The sequence below is a fragment of the Mesorhizobium sp. M8A.F.Ca.ET.202.01.1.1 genome (assembly GCF_004791595.1).
Taxonomy (GTDB): Bacteria; Pseudomonadota; Alphaproteobacteria; order Rhizobiales; family Rhizobiaceae; genus Mesorhizobium.
The window spans coordinates 142,763-166,540 of record NZ_SRUN01000012.1 but is presented as its reverse complement, the minus strand read 5'-3'; the positions used below and the strand labels follow the sequence as shown (position 1 = coordinate 166,540).

Annotated in this window: 23 protein-coding genes and 1 tRNA gene; 10 read left to right on the top strand and 14 right to left on the bottom strand. The window is 62.7% G+C overall.

What is annotated here, in order from left to right; genetic code table 11:
* Positions 1 to 47: 47 nt before the first annotated feature.
* Complete coding sequence (locus tag EN845_RS24730) at positions 48 to 986, bottom strand: GNAT family N-acetyltransferase (RefSeq protein WP_127872624.1); 939 nt, start codon at positions 984 to 986, stop codon at positions 48 to 50.
* Between the two features lie 85 nt (positions 987 to 1,071).
* Complete coding sequence (gene thrS / locus EN845_RS24725; protein WP_135907124.1) at positions 1,072 to 3,048, bottom strand: threonine--tRNA ligase; 1,977 nt, start codon at positions 3,046 to 3,048, stop codon at positions 1,072 to 1,074.
* 86 nt (positions 3,049 to 3,134) lie between these two features.
* Here thrS and EN845_RS24720 point away from each other — a divergent pair, with 86 nt between their 5' ends.
* On the top strand, positions 3,135 to 4,154 hold the full coding sequence (locus EN845_RS24720; RefSeq protein ID WP_245511794.1) for an SAM-dependent methyltransferase: 1,020 nt from the start codon (positions 3,135 to 3,137) through the stop codon (positions 4,152 to 4,154).
* Between the two features lie 80 nt (positions 4,155 to 4,234).
* Here EN845_RS24720 and blaOXA read toward each other — a convergent pair whose 3' ends face one another.
* Both blaOXA and yidD read right to left on the bottom strand, forming a co-directional pair.
* A complete protein-coding gene (gene blaOXA / locus EN845_RS24715) occupies positions 4,235 to 5,053 on the bottom strand; it encodes a class D beta-lactamase (protein ID WP_127872626.1) in 819 nt (272 codons plus the stop codon).
* A 147-nt stretch (positions 5,054 to 5,200) separates the two neighbouring features.
* Complete coding sequence (gene yidD / locus EN845_RS24710; RefSeq protein WP_127872627.1) at positions 5,201 to 5,575, bottom strand: membrane protein insertion efficiency factor YidD; 375 nt, start codon at positions 5,573 to 5,575, stop codon at positions 5,201 to 5,203.
* Positions 5,576 to 5,897: 322 nt separating this feature from the next.
* On the opposite strand from yidD, the gene EN845_RS24705 reads away from it, so the two are divergent.
* On the top strand, positions 5,898 to 6,815 hold the full coding sequence (locus EN845_RS24705) for a LysR substrate-binding domain-containing protein (RefSeq protein ID WP_127872628.1): 918 nt from the start codon (positions 5,898 to 5,900) through the stop codon (positions 6,813 to 6,815).
* A gap of 22 nt (positions 6,816 to 6,837) precedes the next feature.
* On the opposite strand, the gene EN845_RS24700 is transcribed toward EN845_RS24705, so the two are convergent.
* The gene (locus EN845_RS24700) at positions 6,838 to 7,260 is read right to left on the bottom strand and encodes a cell envelope integrity protein TolA (protein ID WP_127277430.1); all 423 of its coding nucleotides are present in this window, start codon (positions 7,258 to 7,260) and stop codon (positions 6,838 to 6,840) included.
* Positions 7,261 to 7,331: 71 nt separating this feature from the next.
* Complete coding sequence (locus EN845_RS24695; RefSeq protein ID WP_015317578.1) at positions 7,332 to 7,778, bottom strand: iron-sulfur cluster assembly scaffold protein; 447 nt, start codon at positions 7,776 to 7,778, stop codon at positions 7,332 to 7,334.
* Positions 7,779 to 8,018: 240 nt separating this feature from the next.
* Here EN845_RS24695 and folE point away from each other — a divergent pair, with 240 nt between their 5' ends.
* From folE to EN845_RS24675, 4 genes are all read left to right on the top strand, one after another.
* Complete coding sequence (gene folE / locus EN845_RS24690) at positions 8,019 to 8,654, top strand: GTP cyclohydrolase I FolE (RefSeq protein WP_127277424.1); 636 nt, start codon at positions 8,019 to 8,021, stop codon at positions 8,652 to 8,654.
* Positions 8,655 to 8,696: 42 nt separating this feature from the next.
* The gene (hisI, locus tag EN845_RS24685) at positions 8,697 to 9,158 is read left to right on the top strand and encodes a phosphoribosyl-AMP cyclohydrolase (RefSeq protein WP_127872629.1); all 462 of its coding nucleotides are present in this window, start codon (positions 8,697 to 8,699) and stop codon (positions 9,156 to 9,158) included.
* Between the two features lie 84 nt (positions 9,159 to 9,242).
* Positions 9,243 to 10,214 (top strand): patatin family protein, encoded by a 972-nt coding sequence (locus EN845_RS24680; protein WP_127872630.1) that lies wholly within the window; start codon positions 9,243 to 9,245, stop codon positions 10,212 to 10,214.
* An 87-nt stretch (positions 10,215 to 10,301) separates the two neighbouring features.
* On the top strand, positions 10,302 to 10,859 hold the full coding sequence (locus tag EN845_RS24675; RefSeq protein ID WP_127872631.1) for a dihydrofolate reductase family protein: 558 nt from the start codon (positions 10,302 to 10,304) through the stop codon (positions 10,857 to 10,859).
* A gap of 23 nt (positions 10,860 to 10,882) precedes the next feature.
* Here the strand turns inward: EN845_RS24675 and recJ are convergent, their stop codons facing one another.
* The 8 genes from recJ to EN845_RS24635 form a co-directional block, all read right to left on the bottom strand.
* Positions 10,883 to 12,664, bottom strand: coding sequence for a single-stranded-DNA-specific exonuclease RecJ (gene recJ, locus EN845_RS24670; RefSeq protein ID WP_127872632.1), 1,782 nt, complete (start codon positions 12,662 to 12,664; stop codon positions 10,883 to 10,885).
* A gap of 180 nt (positions 12,665 to 12,844) precedes the next feature.
* Positions 12,845 to 13,066, bottom strand: a complete 222-nt coding sequence (locus EN845_RS24665; protein ID WP_127872633.1) for a DUF6434 domain-containing protein — start codon at positions 13,064 to 13,066, stop codon at positions 12,845 to 12,847.
* Positions 13,067 to 13,138: 72 nt separating this feature from the next.
* Positions 13,139 to 14,122: a class II fructose-bisphosphatase gene (gene glpX, locus EN845_RS24660; protein WP_127872634.1), complete on the bottom strand. Its 984-nt coding sequence runs from the start codon at positions 14,120 to 14,122 to the stop codon at positions 13,139 to 13,141.
* Positions 14,123 to 14,323: 201 nt separating this feature from the next.
* Positions 14,324 to 14,491, bottom strand: a complete 168-nt coding sequence (locus EN845_RS24655) for a Thivi_2564 family membrane protein (protein WP_081295122.1) — start codon at positions 14,489 to 14,491, stop codon at positions 14,324 to 14,326.
* Between the two features lie 66 nt (positions 14,492 to 14,557).
* Positions 14,558 to 14,914, bottom strand: a complete 357-nt coding sequence (locus EN845_RS24650) for a hypothetical protein (RefSeq protein ID WP_127280821.1) — start codon at positions 14,912 to 14,914, stop codon at positions 14,558 to 14,560.
* A gap of 118 nt (positions 14,915 to 15,032) precedes the next feature.
* Entirely contained in the window at positions 15,033 to 16,346 is a 1,314-nt protein-coding gene (locus EN845_RS24645; RefSeq protein WP_127280820.1) for a homoserine dehydrogenase, read from the bottom strand.
* 37 nt (positions 16,347 to 16,383) lie between these two features.
* Entirely contained in the window at positions 16,384 to 17,601 is a 1,218-nt protein-coding gene (locus tag EN845_RS24640) for an LL-diaminopimelate aminotransferase (protein WP_127872635.1), read from the bottom strand.
* Between the two features lie 62 nt (positions 17,602 to 17,663).
* The gene (locus EN845_RS24635; protein WP_127279869.1) at positions 17,664 to 18,056 is read right to left on the bottom strand and encodes a hypothetical protein; all 393 of its coding nucleotides are present in this window, start codon (positions 18,054 to 18,056) and stop codon (positions 17,664 to 17,666) included.
* Positions 18,057 to 18,154: 98 nt separating this feature from the next.
* Here EN845_RS24635 and phaC point away from each other — a divergent pair, with 98 nt between their 5' ends.
* The 4 genes from phaC to EN845_RS24615 all read left to right on the top strand — a co-directional run bounded on the left by phaC (position 18,155) and on the right by EN845_RS24615 (position 23,009).
* Positions 18,155 to 19,990: a class I poly(R)-hydroxyalkanoic acid synthase gene (phaC, locus tag EN845_RS24630; protein ID WP_127872636.1), complete on the top strand. Its 1,836-nt coding sequence runs from the start codon at positions 18,155 to 18,157 to the stop codon at positions 19,988 to 19,990.
* Positions 19,991 to 20,205: 215 nt separating this feature from the next.
* Positions 20,206 to 21,456, top strand: coding sequence for a YcbK family protein (locus EN845_RS24625; RefSeq protein ID WP_127872637.1), 1,251 nt, complete (start codon positions 20,206 to 20,208; stop codon positions 21,454 to 21,456).
* A gap of 284 nt (positions 21,457 to 21,740) precedes the next feature.
* Positions 21,741 to 21,815: transfer RNA gene (locus EN845_RS24620), tRNA-Glu, on the top strand.
* A gap of 627 nt (positions 21,816 to 22,442) precedes the next feature.
* Complete coding sequence (locus EN845_RS24615; RefSeq protein WP_167531456.1) at positions 22,443 to 23,009, top strand: sterol desaturase family protein; 567 nt, start codon at positions 22,443 to 22,445, stop codon at positions 23,007 to 23,009.
* The last annotated feature ends 769 nt before the right edge of the window (positions 23,010 to 23,778 follow it).

Below are 23,778 nucleotides of genomic sequence, written 5' to 3'. Positions count from 1 at the left end.
AGAGACGGCGCATTGGAGGCGATCTCGTTTTCGCCGGAGATACTCCTTTAGGCCGCCAGTTTCGTTCGAGCCGGCAGGAAAGGAATGCGCCGACGCGGCAGCTCTGGCGCCAAGTCGAACACGCCGCGATAAAGGCGATCGAGCAACGCTTTGCGGTCGCGCAACGGCTCCAGTTCGCTCCAGCTGAGCACATTGCCGACGCGCACCTCGATCGCCTTGCCGGACAACCGCGCGAATTCACGGATGAGCAGCGAGGTGCGCAAGGTCAGCGAGGCCTTGCCGACGAATTTGGCCACGCGCCCGTCGCGCTCGGCCATGTTCATCGGCCCGCTGACCAGATGGAAAAGCCTGCCGTTCTGCCCGGAGAAATGCATGGGGATGACCGATGCCTTGGCTTCCTGGACGAGACGGGCCGGAAACATCTTCCATGGCAGGTCGCGCGCCCGGCCAAAACCCTTTGGCGCGGTGGCGACGCCGCCGGCCGGAAACACCACGATGGTGACGCCTTCCTTGAGCAGCCGCACCGCTTCATGGCGCACCGCCATGTTGTTCTTCACCGCGTCCTTGGTCTCGGAAAAGTCGATTGGCAGCGAATAGGGCCCCATCTCGCGAATCCTGAGCAGATCCTTGTGGATCATCACTCGAAAAGGTCGCCCGAGTTGCTCTGCCAGTGACAGCACGGCGATGCCGTCGCCAATGCCGAAGGGATGGTTGGCAATGATCACCAGCGGCGTGTCGGGCAATTGCGCGGGCGGCCATTGGTCGGGCGTTCGCACGCCTACATCGATGAGGTCCAGCATGCGGCTGAACACACGCTCACCGGTCGGCACAACCTGATGGCGCCAGAATTCATAGAGCGCTGCGAACCGGTCGCGCCCCGAAAGGCCTTCCACCGAATGAATGAACCAGCGCGCCAGAGCCGGCTGGTGCGGGTTGGCATAGGAAAGCTCGGGAAATGGTCGTTCGCGCGATTTCAGCTTGAGCATAGCGTTCCGGTACAACATCGCCGTGACAGGGATATGAAAATGGCGGTGGATCGCTCCACCGCCATTCGATCGAAAACAGTCCGAATCAAGCAGCGCGCTTGCGTCGGCGATCAGGTGTGACCGCTTCTTCGGTCAGCCGTTCGATCGCTTTGGCAAGGCCAAGCGATTCCTGGTCGCGCGAACCGAGCCGGCGGATATTGACGGTCTGCTCCTCCGCCTCGCGCTTGCCGCAGACGAGGATGACCGGCACCTTGGCCAGGCTGTGCTCACGGACCTTGTAGTTGATCTTCTCGTTGCGCAGATCGGCTTCCGCCAACAGCCCGGCGGCTTTCAGCTTCGCCACGACCTCGTTCGCATAGCTGTCGGCGTCCGACGTGATGGTCGCCACCACCACCTGCAGCGGTGCGAACCACAGCGGGAAATGGCCGGAATAGTTCTCGATCAGGATGCCGAGGAACCGCTCCATCGAGCCGCAGATGGCGCGATGCACCATGACAGGCTGCTTCTTCTCGGAATCCGAGCCGATGTAGAAGGCGCCAAAACGCTCCGGCAGGTTGAAGTCGACCTGCGTCGTGCCGCATTGCCATTCGCGGCCGATCGCATCCTTCAGCACATATTCGAACTTCGGCCCGTAGAAGGCGCCCTCGCCCGGATTGATCGAGGTCTTGATCCGATTGCCGGAGCGCGTCCTGATCGTTTCCAGCACGCTGCCCATGATCGCCTCGGCATGATCCCATGCCTCGTCGGTGCCGACGCGCTTGTCCGGCCGCGTCGACAGCTTGACGCTGATTTCGTCGAAACCGAAATCGGCGTAGGTCGACAGGATCAGGTCGTTGATGCGCAAGCACTCGGAAGCCAGCTGTTCCTCGGTGCAGAAGATATGCGCATCGTCCTGCGTGAAGCCGCGCACGCGCATCAGCCCGTGCAGCGCGCCCGATGGCTCGTAGCGATGCACATTGCCGAATTCCGCAAGCTTTACGGGTAGATCTCGGTATGACTTCAACCCATGCTTGAAAATCTGCACGTGACCCGGGCAGTTCATCGGCTTCAGCGCGAAGACGCGGTCATCGTCGGTTTCATCGCCCGCGACCGTCACCTTGAACATGGCGTCGCGGTACCAGCCCCAGTGGCCCGACGTCTCCCACAGGCTCTTGTCGAGTACCTGCGGCGCATTGACCTCCTGATAGCCCTGCTCGTCGAGGCGTCGACGCATGTAGTTGACCAGGTTCTGGAACATCTTCCAGCCCTTGGCGTGCCAGAAAACCACGCCCGGCCCCTCTTCCTGAAAATGGAACAGGTCCATTTCGCGGCCAAGCTTGCGGTGGTCGCGCTTCTCGGCCTCCTCCAGCATCGTCTGGTAGCCTTCGAGCTGCGCCTGGTCGGCCCAGGCCGTGCCATAGATGCGTGTCAGCATCGGGTTGTTCGAATCGCCGCGCCAATAGGCGCCGGCCACCTTCATCAGCTTGAAGGCGTTGCCGATCTGGCCGGTCGAGGCCATGTGCGGACCACGGCAAAGGTCGAACCAGTCGCCCTGCGCATAGATCTTGAGATCCTGATCCTCGGGAATGGCGTCGATCAGTTCGAGCTTGTAGCGCTCGCCCTTGTCGGCAAAGACCTTTTTTGCCCTGTCGCGCGACCAGACCTCTTTGGTGAACGGCTTGTTGCGCGCGATGATCTCGCGCATCTTCTTCTCGATCACCGGGAAATCGTCCGGGGTGAACGGCTCGTTGCGGGCAAAGTCGTAATAGAATCCGTTCTCGATCACCGGCCCGATGGTCACCTGCGTGCCCGGCCACAATTCCTGCACGGCTTCTGCCAGCACATGCGCGGTGTCATGGCGGATGAGTTCCAGCGCACGCGGGTCTTCGCGGGTGATGATCTCGACCTTGCCGGATTTGCCCACGGGATCACTGAGGTCGCGCACGGTGCCGTCGATGGCATAGGCCACGGCCTTCTTGGCCAGCGACTTGGAGATCGACTCGGCCAAGCCCGCACCGGTCATCGCCGCGTCGTAGTCGCGGACGGAACCATCGGGAAATGTCAGGGAAACGGAATTCAGCATATGGTTCTCCTATCCAGTCCCGCAAACGAGCGCGGGTGGTTGAAATGCATGTCGCCCAAAAATGTATGGCGGTCCTGGATTACGACATGCACAAGATAAAGCCGGAAGCGCCAATCACATGGACAAACGGCAGCGCGCGGGTTTTAGAGGCAGTGCCGGGCCAGGTAAAGAGTGCTGACTGGCCCGGCCGTCAGGAAATGTCGGCAGAGATGTCGCAGACACGTCGCCCAGGCTTGCTCACATCCCCGCAATCGTCTGGAATTGTGGATATGGAAAACGCAACACCCAGCCGAACCGCCCTTGGCGTCGCCCGCATGAGGGCTCTGCATCAATTTTCACCGCAGGCAGGGTTGTTTCGCGATGCCTACGCGATCGCGATTCTGGGTGAAGCCGCTCCCGCGGCGCAGGAGCTTAAGCAGGAAGACGAGCGCCGCCTGCGCATGCGCCTGTTCGTAGCAGCGCGCGCCCGCTTCGCCGAGGACTGGCTGGCGGCGGCAGTGCGTCGCGGTGTCCGCCAACTCGTCGTACTTGGCGCCGGCCTCGATACGTTTTCGCTGCGCAATCCGTATCCGGACCTCAGCATGTTCGAAGTCGATCACCCGGCCACGCAAGCCTGGAAACGCAAATGCATTGCCGATAGCGGTCTTGCCGAGCCAGCCGCCACCAGATTCGTGCCGGTCGATTTCGAGCGGCAAAGCCTGTCTGCGGAACTGGCCGAGGCCGGTTTGCAGTCGACCGCGCCGGCCTTCTTCATCTGGCTGGGGGTCGTACCCTACCTGACGAAGGAAGCGATCTTCAACACATTGTCCTGGATCGCCGGTATCCCCGGCTCGGAGGTCGTGTTCGACTACAGCGAGCCGACCGAGAACCGCGATGCGGCGGGACAGGCGGCCCAGGCCTTCCATGCGGCGCGCGTCGCGTCTGTCGGGGAGCCTTGGATCAGCTTCTTTGTTCCGGCAGAGCTGGCGAAATCCCTGACTGAACTCGGCTTCGACGAGATCGAAGATCTCAAGAGCGGCGATATCGCCGCTCGCTTTTCCGGAGCACCGAAGGCAACGACGAGCAATTCCGGCGGCCACATCATCCGCGCCCGCCGAAGCGCTTAAGCAAATCCAGGAAAAGCGTGCAGCGGTTTTCCCGGGAGAAGCGCGTAGCGCTTCCCCTTGGGATTGCGTGGAAATCAAACTCATTTCATCAGCTGCGGCAGGTCCTTCAGGAACGCGGCCCGTGTCGCCAACCCCTTCGGCATGTCGGTCCGCTTCGCATCGACGACGAGCCGGGCGAACACGATCTGGCGGCCATCTTTCCGCGCCCAGCCGACAAACCAGCCGAGCGAGCGCTTGTCCTTGCCGCCCTCGCCGAGCCTGGTGCTGCCGGTCTTACCCTGAACGGCCCAATCGCCGGCCTTGAAGCTCGGTATGATGGCCCGTGTCATTTCATGCGCCTTGGCCGACACTGGCATCGTGCCGGCGAGCAGTTGCCGCAGGAAGGCGACCTGTTCGACCGGCGTGATCTCGAGCGAGGAGTTCACCCAGGAATGGGTCAGTCCGTCATCCTTGCCGGGTTTGCCGGAAACGTCGCCGTTGCCGTAGTTGAGCTTCGATACGTAGCCGGCAAATTTGTCGGCTCCAAGCCTGCGGGTGATCTCGCGTGAGAACCAGATGATGGAATCACGTTCCCAGATCGTCGGATCGACGGTTTTCTGGTCGCGCTTCACCGCCTTGAACTCAGGCTTGTAGTCCCATGCCGGAGTGTGTTGATCGGTGAGGATGCCTGCGTCGTAGCCGATCAGCGAAAGCGGCACCTTGAACGTCGATGCCGGGCTGAAGCGCTGGTCGCAGGTACCGTCCTGGTAAAGCGTCTTGCCGCTCTGGGCGTCGGCGATGAGCGTACAATGCACATCCGCGAGCGGCGCCGATTGAGCACGCATCGGAAATCCCAACAGCCAGGCAAGCAGGAACAGGATTCCGGCAAAGATGAAGGGAAGACGGTCGATGTTGCGCATGGGATGCTCGCTCCAGGAGGGGTTCGCGAGCGGGCTTAGCGAGGGCTCTTGTCTCGATTTTGTCTCAAATGCGCAGTTGTTGTGCAGGCGAGCGTTAACCCTACCGGATCGTAAACCGGCGCGGCAGGTGCCGCGTGAGCAGCGTCCTCATCCCTGCGCTTCGCCGCGCTTACGGCCGATCCCCCAGTACCGCCATGGCATGAACCAGGCGTAACGGGGCGCCAGGACCTCCGGCACGAGGTCGATGCCGTGCGTGCCGAATGGACCGCAGCGCAGCACGCGGAACAACCCCATCCAGCCACCGGCCCAAAGACCATGGCGGGCGATTGCCTCATGCGCATATTCCGAACAGGTCGGCAGATGCCGGCAGGAATTGCCGACAAAGCCGGACAGCGTCAGTTGGTAAAGCCGCACGAGCGAGGTGCCGAGCACGCGGCCGGGCGTCTTGCGCCAAGGGCCGGGCCAATTGCGGCCGCGCCTCGACGCTCCGGCTGTATGCGCATGCCCGTGCTGGTCGCCCACTGCGATCTCCGCGTTTCCAGCTGATAGATGTGCGCTTGCGCCGGAGAACGCAATCCCGCTCGCCCCGCCGTCACGGGCGGTAACGGCGAAATGGCTGCCGGTCGACCGGAGGTGCCCACCGGCCAGGGTGGGGCCACTCGTCGTGATGCCCTGCATCGCGTCTTTCGTCACGCCATTGAAACGTCGCGATCCGCATGACATCGCCAAGGATGTTCAGAAACTGGACCATGGCCGTGTCTCCTTTGACCGGATTAGACCGCTGCTGGCCTTCGCCTTCAAACGAGTATAATTTCCGCTTCGGATAATCCTGGGTTATGCGAAAATGAAGCGTGGACGCCTGCCCCTGACGGCATTGAGGAGCTTCGAGGCGGCCGGGCGGCATGTGAGCTTCAGCAAGGCCGCCGAGGAGCTTTTCGTCTCGCAGGCGGCGATCAGCCGGCAGATCCGCGAACTCGAAACCTTCCTGCGCCAACCGCTTTTCGAACGGCACCATCGCCGCGTCGAACTGACGGATGCGGGCCGCCGGCTGCTTGCTCAACTGGTCAGGAGTTTCGATGCGATTGACCGCCTGGTCGGCGATCTGGCCGCCAGCCCGGCCCAGTTCGTGGTTCGCGTCAGCGTCGAACCTTCGCTCGCAGCGGTGTGGCTGGTGCCGAGGCTCAACCGGTTCCGGCAGTTGCGGCCCGACATCGACGTTTCCCTCGAAGTCGACCCAAGGCTGATCGAGTTCCGCAGCGACCAGCCCGAACTTGCCTTGCGTTTCAGCTCACGCTCGACGTCATGGCCCCGTAGCGAGGCCGAACGGCTGGCTTCAACAGTCGATTCGCCGGTTCTGTCGCCGGCGCTGCTTTCATCGGGCCCAACCCTCGAGAAGCCGGCCGATCTTGCTCGCTTCACGCTTTTGCACGAGGAAAACCGCCAGGGTTGGGCGCGCTGGTTCGAGGCGGCGGGCGTGCCTGCCGATGCGGTGCCCGCGCGCGGGCCGATGCTTGCGGACGCCTCGCTCTCGAAGCAGGCCGCGCTGCTTGGACATGGGGTGGCGCTGGGCGATATCCTGCAGATTGGCGAAGAATTGGCGACCGGGGCACTGGTCAAGCCGTTCGACATCGATGTCGCGTCCGGCGCTTATTGGCTGGTGGCCAGGAGTTTGCACGATCTCTCCGAACCGGCCGCGGCCTTCGCCGAATGGCTGAGGGGCGAGTTTGCCGACAGCAGGAAGGCGGTGAAAGCGCCGGACTGAGACGCTGCCTGGCAAGAATCCGCTACTTTGCTTTGTATTTTTCGAGACGTTTATCGAGGTCGTTGACGTTCACGGGAGGATGTAACGCCGCTGGGTCGTCTGCCGGGTTGAACGTGACGACGATGTCGCGCCACAAATCATAGTGGGCCGCGTAGGATGCCAACCCGGAAAACGGCGCGCAACGCGTGATTGCCCGAATGGCGGCTTCGGCTACCTTATCCCGTGGCGGTGTCACGGGGCCGACGATTTTTGGCGGGCCGGCGAGCGATCCGTCCTTGTTCAAGCTGATCCGAACGCGTGCAATGCTTGTGGTATTGGCAGGCATGCTCCAACAGGCTTGGATAGCCTTCTGAAGATAGTCGCCGATATCGCGCTGGAGCGCTGGTTCCGCCCCGCACGAGCCGCCGCTCGACACAAGTGAAGCCGCAAGAATGCCGGCGAACATGAGGTTATTGCATGAATAACCGGCTGTGCCCTGGCTGGATCTGCCCGCCGCCGTAAGGCCAAAGCCCACGCTCAGGCCGCTTCGTCGGCGCGCTTCTTTTCGATCTGGCCGATGGCGTCGACCACGGCGTCGAAGGTTAGCATGGTGGACGCATGGCGCGCCTTGTAGTCGCGCACCGGCTCCAAATAGCCGAGGTCGGCGAAGCGGCCTTCCGGCGGCGCGCCGTTCTCCTTCAGCATCTTCAGCATGGTTTCGCGCACCGCCCGCAATTCCTCGGCGCTGGCGCCGACGACATGTTGCGCCATGATCGAGGACGATGCCTGGCCGAGCGCGCAGGCCTTCACGTCGTGGGCGAAGTCGGTAACCACGCCGTCCTCCATCTTGAGGTCGACGGTAACGGTCGAACCGCACAGCTTGGAATGCGCCTTCGCGGTCGCGTCTGGATGATCGAGCCGGCCGATGCGGGCGATGTTTCCGGCAAAACCGAGAATTTTCGCGTTGTAGACGTCGTTGATCATTATTTTCCAATCCGTCGCCGCCAAGCGAACAGCGATTGCCGTTGTTGCGTCTTTCATTCGCTCGGCACGACCATATATAATGCTGGCAGTCCGGTATCGACAAGGCGGCGAACGCCACCGTCCTTGCCGGGAAGTTCACGCCGCTTACGGGGCTGGAAACGGGGCGAGTTTCCGACACCGAAAGGTCGTGGTCCGTTCAACTCGTTCCTCCTGAGAGAGGAACTACGGGAGACGCCTTTTATGGATGCCGTCATCAAGAAGCTCATGCCCCAGTCCGCCTACATGGAAAAGCCGGTCACCGACCGCCCGAGCGAAGCCGAAGTCGAGGCTGCCGTGCACACCTTGCTACGTTGGACCGGCGACAATCCGGATCGCGAGGGTTTGATCGACACCCCCAAGCGCGTGGCCAAGGCCTACCGTGAAATGTTCGGCGGCTACGACATGTGCCCGGCGGACGAGCTCGGCCGCACCTTCGAGGAGGTCGCCGGCTACGATGACCTGGTCATCGTCAAGGACATCCAGTTCCATTCGCATTGCGAGCATCACATGGTGCCGATCATCGGCAAGGCGCATGTCGGCTATCTGCCCGACGGCAAGGTGGTCGGCCTGTCGAAGATCGCCCGCGTCGTCGATATCTTCGCCCATCGCCTGCAGACGCAGGAAGCGTTGACCGCGCAGATTGCCGGTGTCATCCAGGACGTACTCAACCCGCGCGGCGTCGCCGTCATGATCGAGGCCGAGCACATGTGCATGGCCATGCGCGGCATCCGCAAGCAGGGCTCAACCACGCTGACCTCAACCTTCACCGGCGTCTTCAAGGATACGCCTGAAGAGCAGGTTCGTTTTGTCACCATGGTGCGCGGCGGCGGGGCGTGAGCCCCTTGCCGACGTCACGGTCAACAGGAAAATAGACCTGATATGTCGGCACTGGAATTCCCGAAAGCTCCGTCAGACAAGAAGACCCTGGAAGAAGGCGCGGTGTTCTCGCCGCGCTTCGACGCCAACGGCCTGGTCACCGTCGTCGTCAGCGATGCCGCCGACGGCATGCTGCTGATGGTCGCGCATATGAATGCGCAAGCGCTGGCACTGACGCTGGAGACAGGCATCGCCCACTACTGGTCGCGCTCGCGCAACACGCTCTGGAAGAAGGGCGAAACCTCTGGCAATTTCCAGCATGTCGTCGAGATGCTCACGGATTGTGACCAGGATGCGTTGTGGTTGCGCGTGAAAGTGTTGGGCCACGACGCAACTTGTCACACTGGCCGACGTTCATGCTTTTATCGGACGGTGGGGCTGATCGACGGCAAGGGGACGCTTGCCGACGACGGCAGCAAGCCGCTGTTCGATGCGGAAAACACGTATCGGAAGCCATTAGCTTGAACCTTCTGCCTCACATCAACCACACAGATTCATCATTTCGATACGGCCCATCCGTATATTAGCTTTGGGACAAGGGAGATCATGATGCTCGAATGGGCGTCATTGCGTAGCAGACCAGACGTCAGGGAGGCCAACGGCCTGTCCTCGACCGGCGGCGCATCCGAAACAAAATCCCCCAAGAAAACAGGTATTTCGCTGGCGCTCGGCGGCGGTTGCGCCAGAGGCTGGGCGCATATCGGCGTGCTGCGCGCGCTCGATGAAGCCGGCATCGAAGTTTCGATGATTGCCGGTACCTCGATCGGTGCTCTGGTCGGCGGCTGTTATCTTGCCGGCAAACTGGATGAGCTGGAAGAGTTCGCCCGCAGCCTCACCAGAAGGCGCATCTTCGGCCTGCTCGATCTCAACCTGCGCGGCAGCGGCCTCTTCGGCGGTATGAAACTGGACGCGCGCCTGCGCGAGCACGTGGCCGGTATCCGCTTCGACGATCTGCCAAAGCCGTTTGTCTGCGTCGCATCGGAAATCCGCACCGGCCACGAGATCTGGCTGTCGAGCGGTTCGCTGATCACGGCCATGCGCGCATCCTACGCACTGCCCGGCGTGTTCGAGCCGGTCGATTGCAACGGTCGTGTGCTGGTCGACGGCGCGCTGGTCAATCCGGTGCCCGTTTCGGTCTGCCGCGCCTACGAGCAGCCGCTCGTCGTGGCGGTCAACCTGCACTACGACCTGTTCGGCCGCGCCGCCGTGATCAAGCACAGTGCCGGCGAACTGGTTATCGAAAAGGACGCCCCAAGGCCCGGCCAGGTCAACGCCCAGCACCAATCGCACCAGACGCGTCTGGGCATCACCGGCGTGATGGTCGAAGCCTTCAACATCATCCAGGACCGCATTTCGCGCGCCAGGCTTGCCGGGGATCCGCCCGACATGTCGCTGCAGCCCAAGCTCAGCCATATCGGCCTGACCGAATTCCACCGGGCCGACGAAGCGATCCAGCTCGGTTACCAGGCGACGATGGCGCAGATCGGCGAACTGACGCGGCTGCAGACGGTTCTCGCCTAGATCATCTAACTCTATTCGCTTGCGCACAAACTGATTGCAAAATGCAATTGGTCATGGTGATCTGCGCCAATTGAAGCGGAGGTGCCGATGGCCAGGATTGTCTATTCCATGCTGACGTCGTTGGACGGCTACATCGCCCGATCGGACGAGGACATCGGCTTGCCGGTACCCGAAGCGGAGCTGCACCAGCATTTCAACGACATGATGAGACAGGCCTCCACAGTACTCGCGGGACGGCACATGTACGAGATCATGCGCTTCTGGGACAGCCCTGAGCGTGAGACCGGCGCCACCGAGGTCGAGCGGGATTTTGCCCGCGCATGGCGGGAGACGCCGAAGATCGTATTCTCGACCACGCTTCAGCAAGTGGGGCTCAATGCCCGGCTGGTGGATGGCGATGCCGAGAACACGGTAAAGTCTCTCAAGGCACGGGCCGATGGCCTCGTCATCCTCGGCGGCGCCGATCTTGCGGCCTCTCTGGCACGAGCCGGTCTCATAGATGAATACCGGCTCTACATGCATCCTGTGGTGCTGGGTGGCGGCAAGCCATACTTCCAATCCGGCCTGTCGCTGACGCTGAAACCGCTCGGCACGGAAAGTCTTACCCAGGGCGTGACGTTGCTGCGTTATGCACCGGCCAGCTGAACTGCCCGGTTTCCGCCGCGCGGCTACGCCCGCGCAGCATCGATGATGCGAAACTGCACCGTACGATTGCCGTTCCAGTGATTGCCCGACAGCGAGCCGGCGACATGCACGGTCTTGCCTCGGTTCTTGAACAGGAATTCGCCAAGCACGGTGTCGACGGCGCGAAAGGCGATCGCCTGGATGCGGCCGCCGCTCTCCGACTGCAAATCAGCCCGAATATGGTTGGTGCCGACCGGCCTGATATCGACCAGCCGATGGCGCGGCAGCACGAAAACCGGCGCGACATGCCCGGCGCCGAAGGGGCCTGCCTTTTCCAGCGCGTCGAGCAGGCCGAGCGTCGCGCCTTCCGCGGCAAGCGCGCCGTCGATCGCCAGGCTTTCCTCATCCTGCAACCGGAAAACGTCGGCAGCCGCGCGCTCCTCGAAGAAGGCCCTGAGTTCGCCCAGCCTTGCGCGCTCGACGGTGATGCCGGCGGCCATGCCATGGCCGCCGCCCTTGACGATGAGCCCGGCAATGGCCGCCTCGCGTACCAGCCGGCCAAGATCGAAACCCGACACCGAACGGCCCGAACCGGTACCGATGCCCACAGCGTTGAAGGCGATGGCGAAAGCCGGCCGCCGCGCATGATCCTTCAATCGCGAGGCCAGCAGGCCGACAATGCCGGGATGCCAGTTGTTGCTGGCGGTGACGACGATCGCCGGGCCGCTGCCGCCCGCCAGCTCGGCATCGGCCTCGGCGCGCGCGGCGGCAAGCATCTCCTGCTCCATCAGCTGCCGCTCCTGGTTCAGCCGGTCGAGCGTCTCGGCGATGGTCTGCGCCTCGACCGGATCGTCCGTTGCAAGCAGCCGGCTGCCGAGCGCCGCATCGCCGATGCGTCCGCCCGCATTGATGCGCGGGCCGATCAGATAGGCGAGATGGAAGGTGCTGATCGGCTCGCCGATGCGCGACACCCGCGCAAGGGCAGCCATCCCTTCATTCTTCTGCTGCCGCGCCATTTGCAGGCCCTTGACGACGAAGGCGCGATTGACGCCGGTGAGCGGCACCACGTCGCAGACGGTCGCAAGCGCCACGAGATCGAGCAGGGAAAGCAGGTCCGGCGGCGCGGCGTCGGTCATCGCGCGCAGCACCTTCGCAGTCTGCACCAGAGCGAGAAAGACCACGCCGGCGGCACAGAGATGGCCCTGCCCGGAAAGGTCGTCGTCGCGATTGGGATTGACGACGGCATGCGCCGCCGGTAGCGCGCCGCCAACCTGGTGGTGGTCCAGCACCACGACATCGGCGCCCGCCTCCTTGGCTGCCTCGACGGAAGCGGCGCTGTTGGTGCCGCAATCGACGGTGACGATCAGCGTCGCGCCGCGCGAGACCAGTTCGCGCATGGCATCGGGATTGGGACCGTAGCCTTCGAAAATACGATCCGGGATATAGATTTCCGACGGCACCGAGAAATGCGCGAGAAACCGCTTCAGCAAGGCCGACGAGGCCGCGCCATCGACGTCGTAGTCACCGAAGATCGCTATTTTTTCCCGGGCCACGACGGCGGCGGCGATGCGGATGGCGGCCTTGTCCATGTCGGTCAATGAGGCCGGGTTCGGCAACAGGTCGCGGATCGTAGGGTCGAGAAACCGCTCGGTCTCATCGGCGGTCACGCCGCGTCCGGCAAGAACGCGCGCGACGATGTCCGGCACGCCATGGCCTTGCGCGATGGCGAGCGCGATCATGTCCTGCCGTTCGGACAGCCGGTGCTCCCAGGAGAGACCCGTAGCCGACTGCCTGACATCGAGGAAGAGGCGCCTTTCGCCTGTCATGCGCTTTGCCAACTCATGGTTGGCCGCAGGATAATGCATGTCGCCAAAAAGTGTGCAGCGGTTTTGGGATAACCACATGCACAAACAACACCCGAAAGCGCGTCGCGTTAACGCGACGCGCTTTAGGGCCAAAGGCCGGCAAAGCCAAGCGGTTCGCGGCAGTAGGCGTCGCAGAAGAATTCAAGAACAACTACGCTTTCCGCTTTTCAGCCTGTCGTCGGCTGCATCTCCCTTCGTCTTTTCCCGACCGTCCTTGAGCCAGGCCATGAAGGGTCGATCGAACCTGAACGTGACGCCGCATTCACGGGTGAGAAAGCGGCGCGCGTTCTGGGTGTTGCGATAGGATTTTGTGATGGGAGTGGCACGCAAGATCGGATCCGCGTGCCAGTCAAACGCCTTCATCGTCAATCCTTGCGCGGCCAGGTTCAGATGCCGCCAATGGCTAACAACTGCGACCTGGCTCCGCAAGCAGGTCTAGAACTTATCCAGATCCTGGTGCCGGGCCTTGATCTCCCGCACGGTGCGCGACGAGGAGCGCAGCACGATCGTATGCGTGGTGATGTAGGTGCGGCCGAACTTGACGCCGGCCAGCATGTTGCCGTCGGTGACCCCGGTGGCCGCGAACAGCACGTCGCCGCGCGCCATGTCCTCGGCCCGATAAACCCGCTTCGGATCGGCAATGCCCATCTTTGCCGCACGGGCGATCTTCTCCGGCGTATCGAGGAGCAGCCGGCCTTGCATCTGGCCGCCGGTGCAGCGCAGCGCGGCCGCGGCCAGAACGCCTTCCGGCGCGCCTCCGGTACCGAGATAGATGTCGATGCCGGTTTCTTCCGGGTCGGTGGTGTGAATGACGCCGGCGACGTCGCCGTCGCCGATCAGGCGGATCGCGGCGCCGGTGGCACGCACGGCGTCGATCAGCTTGGCGTGGCGCGGCCGGTCGAGGATGCAGGCCGTGATGTCGGATACGGCGGCGCCCTTCGCCCGGGCGACACTGGCGATGTTGTCGGCCGGCGAGGCATCGATGTCGATGACGCCTTCTGCATAACCAGGGCCGATCGCGATCTTGTCCATGTAGACGTCGGGTGCGAACAGCAGGCTGCCCTTCTCGGCGATCGCGATCACGGCGAGGGCGTTCGGCAGGTTCTTGGCGCAAATCGTCGTGCCTTCGAGCGGATCAAGCGCGATATCGACCGCCGGGCCTTTGCCGGTACCGACCTCTTCGCCGATATAGAGCATCGGCGCCTCGTCCCGCTCGCCCTCGCCGATCACCACCGTGCCCTTGATGGCAAGGCGGTTGAGCTCCTCGCGCATGGCGTCGACTGCGACCTGGTCGGCAGCCTTTTCGTCGCCGCGGCCGCGCAGCCTGGCGGCCGCGACGGCGGCTCGTTCGGTGACGCGCACCAGTTCCATGGTGAGTATCCGGTCAAGGCCGGCGACGATATTCTGGGCCACATTCATTCGGCAAATCCTCGTTTGACGGCGCCTCCCGCCGGAGGCGCGCCTGTTTTGTCAAACGAGCATGACAACGGCAAGACCTGCCGGGAGTTTTATCGAAAGGATAGCAATATCAATCGATTGAACCTTATTCTTGAAACAATGCCGGCCCGGTTCGAGACGAAACGGGCCGGCAGGAAACAGGAAGTTGCCGCCCTTGGTTGCCTAGAAAACCGCGAGGTATTTGAGCAGCGAAATAATGCCGATGATGATGACGATGATCTGCACGATCTGCCTCATTCTGGCGTCGAGCGGCAGCCGCTGCACCAGATAGAGAACGAGAATGATGACGAGAAACGTGATCAGGATGCCGATCAACACGGACGAAGCCATGGTGCCCTCCTTCAATGATGTCCTGAAAAGAAACGAGCCGGCATAGCCGGCTCAATGCCGGCGCGCTCAGTACCAGCGGCGCGACGTGTCGTTCATCGACTGGCCGACGGCTATCCCGGCCAGAAAGCCGAGCAGGCCGATAAGGCCAACCACGGCGGTCGTCGTGCCCGGATTTTCGCGCGCGACGTCCGAAACCGCCTGGGCCTGGCTGCGCAACTGCTGTGCCGTCCGCGAGGCACGCGAAGCGGCTGTCTCGTAGAAATCCGATGCCTGTTCGCTGGCATCATCGAGCATTTCCGCGCTACGCGCCGAAATGCTCTTGTTGATCTTGGTGATCTCCTTGCGCAGGTCTGCGATCTGCTTTTCCAACGTCTTCTGGATGTCGCCGATGTCAGGGCTGTCGGATTTGTTGGTATCGGCCATGAAGCGGCTCCCTTGGTTGCTGACCAAGAGAACGGCGCCGACGCCAATTCGTTCCGGGATATCCCCATCGAACCGAAATGTGCCGGCAGTGGTTATGCCCAGAGATTCCGGGGGCCTGCTACCCTGCCCGCTCGATGCGGATGACCTGCGGCTTGTCGGTCAGATGGCCGTCCTTGGTGATGCCGTCGACGGCCTTGCGCACGGCGGCCTCGGTGGTCTCGTGGGTGACGAGGATCACCGTCTTCTGCGCCGCCGCCTCGCCGCTGACCGCATGCTGGACGATCGATTCCAGCGAAATATCATTGTCGGCCATACGCTTTGCGATCGCCGCGAACACGCCGATGCGGTCATGCACGGTCAGCCGGATGAAGTAGCCGCCGGCATGGCTGCGCATCTGCGCCTTCCTGTAGGGTTTCAGCTCCTTCGCCGGCCGGCCGAAGACAGGACCATGCTGGAAGCCGGGCCGGCTCTTGGCGATGTCGGCGACGTCGCCGATGACCGCCGAGGCGGTGGCATTGCCGCCGGCGCCGGGGCCGGAGAGCAGCAATTCGCCCAGAATATCGGTCTCGATGGCCACCGCATTGGTGACGCCGTGCACCTGCGCGATGACGGAAGCCGTCGGCACCATGGTCGGATGGACGCGCTGCTCGATGCCGCTCTCCGTGCGCTGGGCGACGCCGAGCAGCTTGATCCGGTAGCCGAGATCGCCTGCCGCACGGATGTCGGCCTGGGTAATGTTGGAAATGCCTTCCATGTAGATGTCGTTCGCCGCGATCCTGGTGCCGAAGGCTAGGCTGGTCAGAATCGACAGCTTGTGCGCGGTGTCATGGCCCTCGATGTCGAAGGTCGGATCGGCTTCGGCATAGCCCAGCCGCTGCGCGTCCTTCAGCACGACGTCGAAGGAGACGCCCTCGGCCTCCATGCGGGTCAGGATATAGTTGCAGGTGCCGTTGAGAATGCCGAACACACGGTTGACCGAGTTGCCGGCCATCGCTTCACGCATCGTCTTGATGACGGGAATGCCACCGGCTACAGCGGCCTCGTAGTTGAGCAGCACGCCCTTCTTCTCGGCGATTTCGGCAAGCGCCACGCCATGCTTGGCAAGCAGCGCCTTGTTGGCGGTGACGACATGACGGCCGGCTTCGAGCGCGGCTTTCACCGAGGCCCGCGCCGGCCCCTCATCGCCGCCGATCAGCTCGACGAAAACGTCGAGCTCGGCGGTCTGCGCCATCTTAACCGGATCGTCGAACCAGTTCGCGGCGCTTAGATCGATGCCACGGTCGCGTTTCCGGTCGCGCGCCGAAACCGCCGACACGATGATGTCGCGCCCGCATTGGCGGGTCAGTTCCGTCGCCTTGTCGCGCAACACGCGCGCCACCGATGCGCCGACCGTGCCGAGTCCGGCAATTCCAACACGCAGTGCTTCAGCCATGGAAGGCGACGCCCCTCAAATCAGATCGAATTTGTATTTACCGGTGGGCGGAAAGCGGCACCACATTGTTGGGCTGCTTGGCGCTGGTCGACAGGAAGCGCTTGATGTTGCGCGCCGCCTGGCGGATCCGGTGCTCGTTCTCGACCAGCGCCACGCGCACGAAATCATCGCCATGCTCGCCGAAACCGACACCAGGCGCCACCGCCACATCGGCGTGTTCGATGAGCAGCTTGGAGAATTCGAGCGAGCCGAGATGACGGAACGGCTCCGGGATCGGCGCCCAGGCGAACATCGAGGCCGCTGGTGCGGGAACGGTCCATCCGGCGCGGCCGAAGGCATCGACCATCACGTCGCGGCGCTTGTGATAGATGTCACGCACCTCGGCGATATCGGCGCCGTCGCCATTGAGCGCGTGCGCGGCCGCCACCTGGATCGGCGTGAAGGCACCGTAATCGAGATAGGATTTGACCCGGGTCAGCGCCGAGATCAGCCGCTCATTGCCGACGGCGAAGCCCATGCGCCAACCGGGCATGGAGAAGGTCTTCGACATCGAGGTGAACTCGACGCAGACGTCCATGGCGCCCGGCACCTGCAGCACGGAAGGCGGCGGATTGCCGTCGAAGTAGATTTCCGAATAGGCAAGGTCGGACAGGATGATGATGTCGTTCTTCTTGGCGAAGGCCACCACGTCCTTGTAGAAATCGAGCGAGGCCACCAGCGCCGTCGGGTTCGACGGATAGTTGAGGATCAGCGCCAGCGGCTTCGGGATCGAATGGCGGACGCCGCGCTCGAGCGCTGGGATGAAGCCGTCATCGGGCTCGACCTGCAGCGAACGGATGACGCCGCCCGACATGATGAAGCCGAAGGCGTGGATCGGATAGGTCGGATTGGGGCACAGGATCACGTCGCCGGGCGCGGTGATCGCCTGCGCCATGTTGGCGAAGCCTTCCTTCGAGCCAAGCGTGGCCACCACCTGGGTGTCGGGGTTGAGCTTCACGCCGAAGCGGCGGGCATAGTAGTTTGCCTGGGCGCGGCGCAGGCCGGGAATGCCGCGCGATGAGGAATAGCGGTGCGTGCGCGGATCGCGCACGACCTCGCATAATTTGTCGACGATGGCCTTGGGCGTCGGCAGGTCCGGATTGCCCATGCCGAGGTCGACGATGTCGGCGCCGCGCGAACGGGCGCTGGCCTTGAGCCGGTTGACCTGCTCGAACACATAAGGCGGAAGCCGGCGGACCTTGTGAAATTCTTCCATGGCAGTTCCAGACAGCAAAGGGAGCCCCGGATATGTTAGGGCATTGGGCGCGCGCTATATACTCATTTGCAGGTAGGGTCGAGGGCGGGGTCGCATTTGCCTTCGATCTGCGTCAGCGTCTGCGGACCATGTTTCTTCGCGAGATCGGTTAGCGCCGCCTGGTTGGTGACGGCAGCGCCGCCTCTTTTGGCACGCTGCGCGTTCTCGTCGGCCTTCAACTGGGCCAGCTTGGCGTTCTTCTCGGCCTCGGTGAACTGTTTCGCCGCCACTTGCGGCGGGATGTTGAGGTTCGGAAAGGTGCCGGTATCCTTCGGCCCCGCGTCGGTGGCCATCGGCACCGGACCGCCGGTATTCGTGCTCGAGCATCCGGCGATGGCCACGAACATGATCGCAGCGCCGATGCGGAAAAAATGGCCCGCACCGAAAAAAACAGTCTCGCCAAACTTAATCGTCATATTGTTTCCTTGGCAGCCGGGGTAGAGCGAGATTGGACCCTGTCGGATGTCCCATGTTAATATGTCAAGAAAACGCTTCCGGAGGAACCCCGCGAACCATGTCCAAAACACCCGATTCGGGCAAAGCGGAAGATGGCGGACCTTCGACGGTCGAGCAATATCTGGTGAAGGACCCGGAACGCTTCGCGCTGAACATGGCGCGGATGATCGAACAGGCCGGCAAGGCGGCGTCCGCCTGGGCTGAACCGCGCGAAAAGGGTGAGGTGCGCGACCACGTCGCCGAGCCTGTCGTCGACATGGTCAAGACTTTCTCCAAGCTCAGTGAATACTGGCTTGCCGATCCGCAGCGCGCGCTCGAAGCGCAGACGCGGCTGTTCGCCGGCTATATGACGGTTTGGGCGAACGCCATCCAGCGCGTCAGCCCCAACGCCGAGGGTGCCGACGATGCCGTCAAGCCGGAGCGCGGCGACAAGCGCTTCCAGGATCCGGAATGGGGCCGCAACGCCTTCTTCGATTTCCTCAAGCAGGCCTATCTCGTCACCTCGCGCTGGGCGTCCGAACTGGTCGACCACGCCGAAGGCCTGGACGAGCATACCCGCCACAAGGCGAGCTTCTACGTCAAGCAGGTATCCAACGCCATCTCGCCGTCCAATTTCATCCTGACCAATCCCGAATTGTTTCGCGAAACCGTCGCCTCCAACGGCGAGAACCTGGTGCGCGGCATGAAGATGCTGGCCGAGGACATCGCCGCAGGCAAGGGCGACCTGAAATTGCGCCAGGCCGACTATTCGCCCTTCGAGATCGGCAGGAACATCGCCACCACGCCCGGCAAGGTGGTCGGGCGCAGCGATGTCGCCGAGATCATCCAGTATGATGCGGCGACCGAGACGGTGCTGAAGCGCCCACTGCTGATCTGCCCGCCCTGGATCAACAAGTTCTACATCCTCGATCTCAACCCGCAGAAATCCTTCATCCGCTGGGCGATCGAGCAAGGCCACACCGTTTTCGTCATCTCCTGGATCAATCCGGACGAACGTCACGGCGCCAAGAACTGGGAAGCCTATATCCGGGAGGGCCTGCAATACGGCCTCGACACGATCGAGAAGGCGACCGGCGAACGCGACGTCAACGCGATCGGCTACTGCGTCGGCGGCACGCTGCTGGCGGCGGCACTGGCGCTGATGGCTGGGGAAGGCGACGACCGCATCAAGTCGGCGACCTTTTTCACCACGCAGGTCGACTTCACCCATGCCGGCGATTTGAAAGTGTTCGTCGACGAGGAACAGGTCGCGGCGGTGGAAAAGTCGATGAACGAAAAAGGCTATCTCGACGGCACCAAGATGGCCACCGCCTTCAACATGCTGCGCTCGGGTGACCTGATCTGGCCCTATGTCGTCAACAACTACATGCGCGGCAAGGATCCCCTGCCCTTCGACCTGCTCTACTGGAACGCCGATTCGACCCGCATGGCGGCGGCCAACCATTCCTTCTACCTGCGCAACTGCTATCTCGAGAACAACCTCTCGCGCGGCACGATGGAACTGGCGGGCCACACGGTCTCGCTCGGCGATGTCACCATTCCCGTCTACAATCTCGCCTCCCGGGAAGATCACATCGCGCCGGCGCTGTCCGTCTTCCTCGGCTCGAAATATTTCGGCGGCCCCGTAGAGTACGTGATGGCGGGATCGGGGCATATAGCGGGCGTCGTCAATCCGCCCGCATCCAACAAGTACCAGTACTGGACCGGCGGTCCGCCGGAAGGCGACTTCGACCAGTGGATAGAAAGGGCCACGGACCATCCCGGGTCCTGGTGGCCGCATTGGCAAAGCTGGATAGAGGCCAAGGACAACACCCGCGTACCTGCCCGCAAACCTGGCAAGCATATGAAAACCTTGGGCGATGCTCCCGGCACCTATGTCAAGGTGCGTGTGTAACGGACTGTAATGTGTGGTGAGTTGACGGCCCCCTAAAAGCGGGCGAAATGGTGTCGTCAACCATCAAGCAGCCGCAATTCGGCAATCGCTGCAAAAATACTTACAGGCTTGCTGATTTGACACAGGTCTCGTTTCCGGATCGGAGACAAAGGTCGCCCTGACGCGGACATGCCAGTCAGCGACACGGATGTACCGACCGGACATCGAGGGGGAATTTGACTTTGAAATCAGCAGGATGGAGCCTCGCAAAGGGAGAACGCCGCGCCATTGTGGCAGCGCTCTGCTCCGTGCTTCTAGCCTCCTGCACATCGGCTGGCGACCCGACGATGTCGGTTGGAATGCCGGGCTATAATGCTTCCGCATCGGACATCCACGCCGCCTCCACGAGCAAGCCCCTCGCCGCCACAGATTCGTCGTCGCAGGTGGCGACGGAGCAGACGACCGTGATGAGCGAAAGCGACGCGGCGCTCCCCGAGACAGTTGCCTACGTACCGATGGCCAAGCCGCAGGCCGCCTTTCCGCTCACCACGCCGGCCGGCGTGGAAACGATCGCGGGGCAGACGCCGCAGGCCTTGCAGCAGCCGGTACAGACGGCGCAGCAGACCGACGCGGTCGCCCAGAAGATCGCCGCCGCCGATGCCGCCGCGACGACGCCGAAGCCGGCCGCGGCACCGGTGATGAACAATCCGGTCTATGTGACCGCCGGCGAGGCGCCACAAGCCGAGGCGCCGAAGAAGAAAAGCTTCCTGGCCTCGATGTTCGGCGCCACCCCCGCTTCGGCAACGCCCGCCCCGCTGGTCAACACACGATCGGGCGAACAGCCGGCCGTGCAGGCCAAGTCCGCTCCGGCAGCGGCAAAGCCGATCATCACTTTGGCCTCGGCCGATTCCACGGCAAAGCCGATACAGTTGGCTTCGACCGGTGACGAAGCCGGTCACATCACCGGGAGCGATGCCTTGCCCGGCGTGCGCCAGACGGCCCTGTTCGAGATCAAGCGCAAATCCGGCCTCGACGACGAAAGCGACGTCGACCTCAACGAGGACGAAGGCTCGGGTGGCAGCTATCAGGTTGCGTCGGCCGCCGGCATGGCCCGCCTGGCGCCCAACGGTCTCCTGAAGCAGAATGAGAGCGTGGACGTCGCCTGCCTGAAGCCGTCCCTCGTGCGCGTGCTGAAGACGATCGAAGGCCACTACGGCCGCAAGATGATGGTGACCTCCGGCTATCGCGACCCGGCCCGCAACCGCCGAGCCAACGGCGCCAAGAATTCGCTGCACATGTATTGCGCCGCCGCCGACATCCAGGTGCCCGGCGTCTCCAAATGGGAGCTGGCGAACTACATCAGGACCATGCCAGGCCGCGGCGGCGTCGGCACCTATTGCCACACCGAATCGGTCCATGTCGACGTCGGCCCCGAGCGCGACTGGAACTGGCGCTGCCGCCGGCGCAGTGGCGGTGGCGACGGCTGACAGCGTCAATGGACCTGAGCCTGTTGGGCTCCGCCAATAGCGTTCCCGTGAACCTTCAAGATTGGCCGAAGCCGACTCGACTTCGTCACTCCTGTGCGAAGCAGACGCGAAGCCTTGTCGCGACGGCCCGAGGACGACGAAGCGACTGACGTCACCGCAAATTACCAGGCCCTGCCAACCCGGGCGAAATCGCCGATTTGGCGGGCCGGAAAAAAGTTGTCCAAGGCGGCACCTAACGGGTTGCCGGTTGCGCGCAACGTCAGTATAAGCCGCTTCGTCTGAGCGCGCCCATCGTCTAGCGGTTAGGACACCGCCCTTTCACGGCGGTAACAGGGGTTCGATTCCCCTTGGGCGTACCAGATCTTTCAAGCACTGAGCTCCGTTTTGAGACGATGCGTCGAATATCCGACGAATAACGCCAGTGAATTTGCCTGAACAGTTCGGCTGCGGACGGAGGAATACCGGCGCCGGCTTTCCATGGTGTCCAGCCCTTGGTCGGCGGTCCTTCAGTCCGCGGTCGCGCACGCAGTGCCTCCAATTCGAACGTCTGGTGATCGCGCTGATTATCCATGAAAGCCGTGCAAAGAGAGGTTGACGTTTGCGAGGGACCGTTCAGCGGACCGCTCGTTCATGCTTTGTTGGGACTATTTGCTCATCATCCCTGGCGGCAGAGGGGACCGGTGCCGATGGAACGACTATCTTTTGGACGAGTCTGCGGTGTAACGACCGTCGTGCTGATCGCCATTTGGGGCGTGCAGAAAGCCGGCGATCATATATGGCCGAGGCATCCAGCCGCCGTCGTAAACTCGGCATTGGTGCCGGAATACGAACTGAGGCGTCAAAGAGACGAGGCATGGATAAAGCGTTACGCGCTTTGGCTGACCTAGCGCCGAACAGGAATTAACCTCCTATACACCTTCCGCCTTGCACGGCGGTGATCGCGGTGCTTTGGATATCCTCTCTGTCCGTTGGGAAGGGTTGGGGGCGTGGATGCGATACAGCAGATCGCCGACCTGTTCGGCCTGAAGGCGGTCGCGATCGGCCTGCTGATCTTCATTCCGCTGGAACGGCTGTTTCCGTTGCGGCGGCTGCAACGGATTTTTCGCAAGGGCTTTTTCAACGACCTGTCCTACGCGGCCTTCAACGGCTTCGTCGTCAACTTCGTCGGCGGCCTGATCTTCGTGCCGATCTTCAGCGCGCTCGCCTTGCTGGTGCCGGACGGGGTGACGACGGGGGTGGCGGGCCAGCAGACCTGGATGCAGGTACTGGAAATCATCGTGCTGACCGACCTTGGCGTCTACGCCGCGCACCGCACCTTTCATGCCGTCCCGATCCTCTGGCGCTTCCATGCCATCCATCACAGCGTCGAGGAAATGGACTGCCTCGCCGCCTTCCACGTCCACCCCGTCGACCAGATCGTCACCAAGGCAACGGCGCTGCTGCCGGTGTTCCTGCTCGGCTTCAGCGGCGAGGCCATCGCGCTCTATTCGGTGATTTATATGGGGCACACGATGCTGGTCCATTCCAACACCAAGATCGGCTTCGGCCGCTGACCTGGCTGATCGCCGGTCCGCAGTTCCATCACTGGCACCATGCCGGCGAGCGAGCCGCCTATGACCGCAACTTCGCCGGCCAACTGGCGCTCATCGACCTGGTGTTTGGCACCTATCGCGTGCCTACAGCCTCAATGCCGGCCAAGTACGGCGTCGACGATCCGATCCCCTCAAACATCTTTGGCCAGATCGGTTATCCCCTGGTGCCGCGCAAGGCGGTCACGACCGGGGATAGACCGCGGTCGGAACCGTGAAGCTTGCGCTACGGTTAGATGATTGCGCACTCCTAATTTAGACGATGCTTGCATTCCTGCCGTGACTACGCGATGCTCAGTTGGGGCAATAATGGGGGCGGGTTTTGCGTAGATACCGACATTTCGTGTACGTCGCGCACCGCGGCGGCGCATGATCACAGACCTATTTCTCACTGGCGTCGCCGCTTTTTCTATCCTGATTCCACTCTACGTCATCCTCAAATGACAACCCTGGTCTTGGCTCTTCCGCTCGTGGCGGGAACTTCGAGCGGCAAAACCGAGCTTGCGAGGCCGTTACAGCGCGTTCCTCCCGGTCACCAATGCCAGTCTATCAGACCTCGGTCTCTCTCCCGATCCTACGCGGCCAATGGCTGGCCGATGCGATTTGGCAGGGGGCGGCACCGCGTCGACAATATCGCCGGCTACGACGTCGGCTGCAGCCATGCCTTCGCGCTGACCGCTCGGCTCCTCTATCTTGTCGAGCGGACGGGCCGGTGATTAAATGGATGCGAAAG

Excerpts from the sequence above, each read along its gene's own strand:
- EN845_RS24700 (WP_127277430.1), bottom strand. The coding sequence starts at position 7,260 with ATGTTCGCCGGCATTCTTGCGGCTTCACTTGTGTCGAGCGGCGGCTCG.
- EN845_RS24675 (WP_127872631.1), top strand. The coding sequence starts at position 10,302 with ATGGCCAGGATTGTCTATTCCATGCTGACGTCGTTGGACGGCTACATC.
- EN845_RS24680 (WP_127872630.1), top strand. The coding sequence starts at position 9,243 with ATGCTCGAATGGGCGTCATTGCGTAGCAGACCAGACGTCAGGGAGGCC.
- EN845_RS24705 (WP_127872628.1), top strand. The coding sequence starts at position 5,898 with ATGAAGCGTGGACGCCTGCCCCTGACGGCATTGAGGAGCTTCGAGGCG.
- EN845_RS24720 (WP_245511794.1), top strand. The coding sequence starts at position 3,135 with ATGCACAAGATAAAGCCGGAAGCGCCAATCACATGGACAAACGGCAGC.
- hisI (WP_127872629.1), top strand. The coding sequence starts at position 8,697 with ATGTCGGCACTGGAATTCCCGAAAGCTCCGTCAGACAAGAAGACCCTG.
- EN845_RS24730 (WP_127872624.1), bottom strand. The coding sequence starts at position 986 with ATGCTCAAGCTGAAATCGCGCGAACGACCATTTCCCGAGCTTTCCTAT.
- phaC (WP_127872636.1), top strand. The coding sequence starts at position 18,155 with ATGTCCAAAACACCCGATTCGGGCAAAGCGGAAGATGGCGGACCTTCG.
- EN845_RS24695 (WP_015317578.1), bottom strand. The coding sequence starts at position 7,778 with ATGATCAACGACGTCTACAACGCGAAAATTCTCGGTTTTGCCGGAAAC.
- EN845_RS24640 (WP_127872635.1), bottom strand. The coding sequence starts at position 17,601 with ATGGAAGAATTTCACAAGGTCCGCCGGCTTCCGCCTTATGTGTTCGAG.
- EN845_RS24635 (WP_127279869.1), bottom strand. The coding sequence starts at position 18,056 with ATGACGATTAAGTTTGGCGAGACTGTTTTTTTCGGTGCGGGCCATTTT.
- folE (WP_127277424.1), top strand. The coding sequence starts at position 8,019 with ATGGATGCCGTCATCAAGAAGCTCATGCCCCAGTCCGCCTACATGGAA.
- recJ (WP_127872632.1), bottom strand. The coding sequence starts at position 12,664 with ATGACAGGCGAAAGGCGCCTCTTCCTCGATGTCAGGCAGTCGGCTACG.
- EN845_RS24645 (WP_127280820.1), bottom strand. The coding sequence starts at position 16,346 with ATGGCTGAAGCACTGCGTGTTGGAATTGCCGGACTCGGCACGGTCGGC.
- EN845_RS24655 (WP_081295122.1), bottom strand. The coding sequence starts at position 14,491 with ATGGCTTCGTCCGTGTTGATCGGCATCCTGATCACGTTTCTCGTCATC.
- blaOXA (WP_127872626.1), bottom strand. The coding sequence starts at position 5,053 with ATGCGCAACATCGACCGTCTTCCCTTCATCTTTGCCGGAATCCTGTTC.
- glpX (WP_127872634.1), bottom strand. The coding sequence starts at position 14,122 with ATGAATGTGGCCCAGAATATCGTCGCCGGCCTTGACCGGATACTCACC.
- thrS (WP_135907124.1), bottom strand. The coding sequence starts at position 3,048 with ATGCTGAATTCCGTTTCCCTGACATTTCCCGATGGTTCCGTCCGCGAC.
- EN845_RS24665 (WP_127872633.1), bottom strand. The coding sequence starts at position 13,066 with ATGAAGGCGTTTGACTGGCACGCGGATCCGATCTTGCGTGCCACTCCC.
- EN845_RS24650 (WP_127280821.1), bottom strand. The coding sequence starts at position 14,914 with ATGGCCGATACCAACAAATCCGACAGCCCTGACATCGGCGACATCCAG.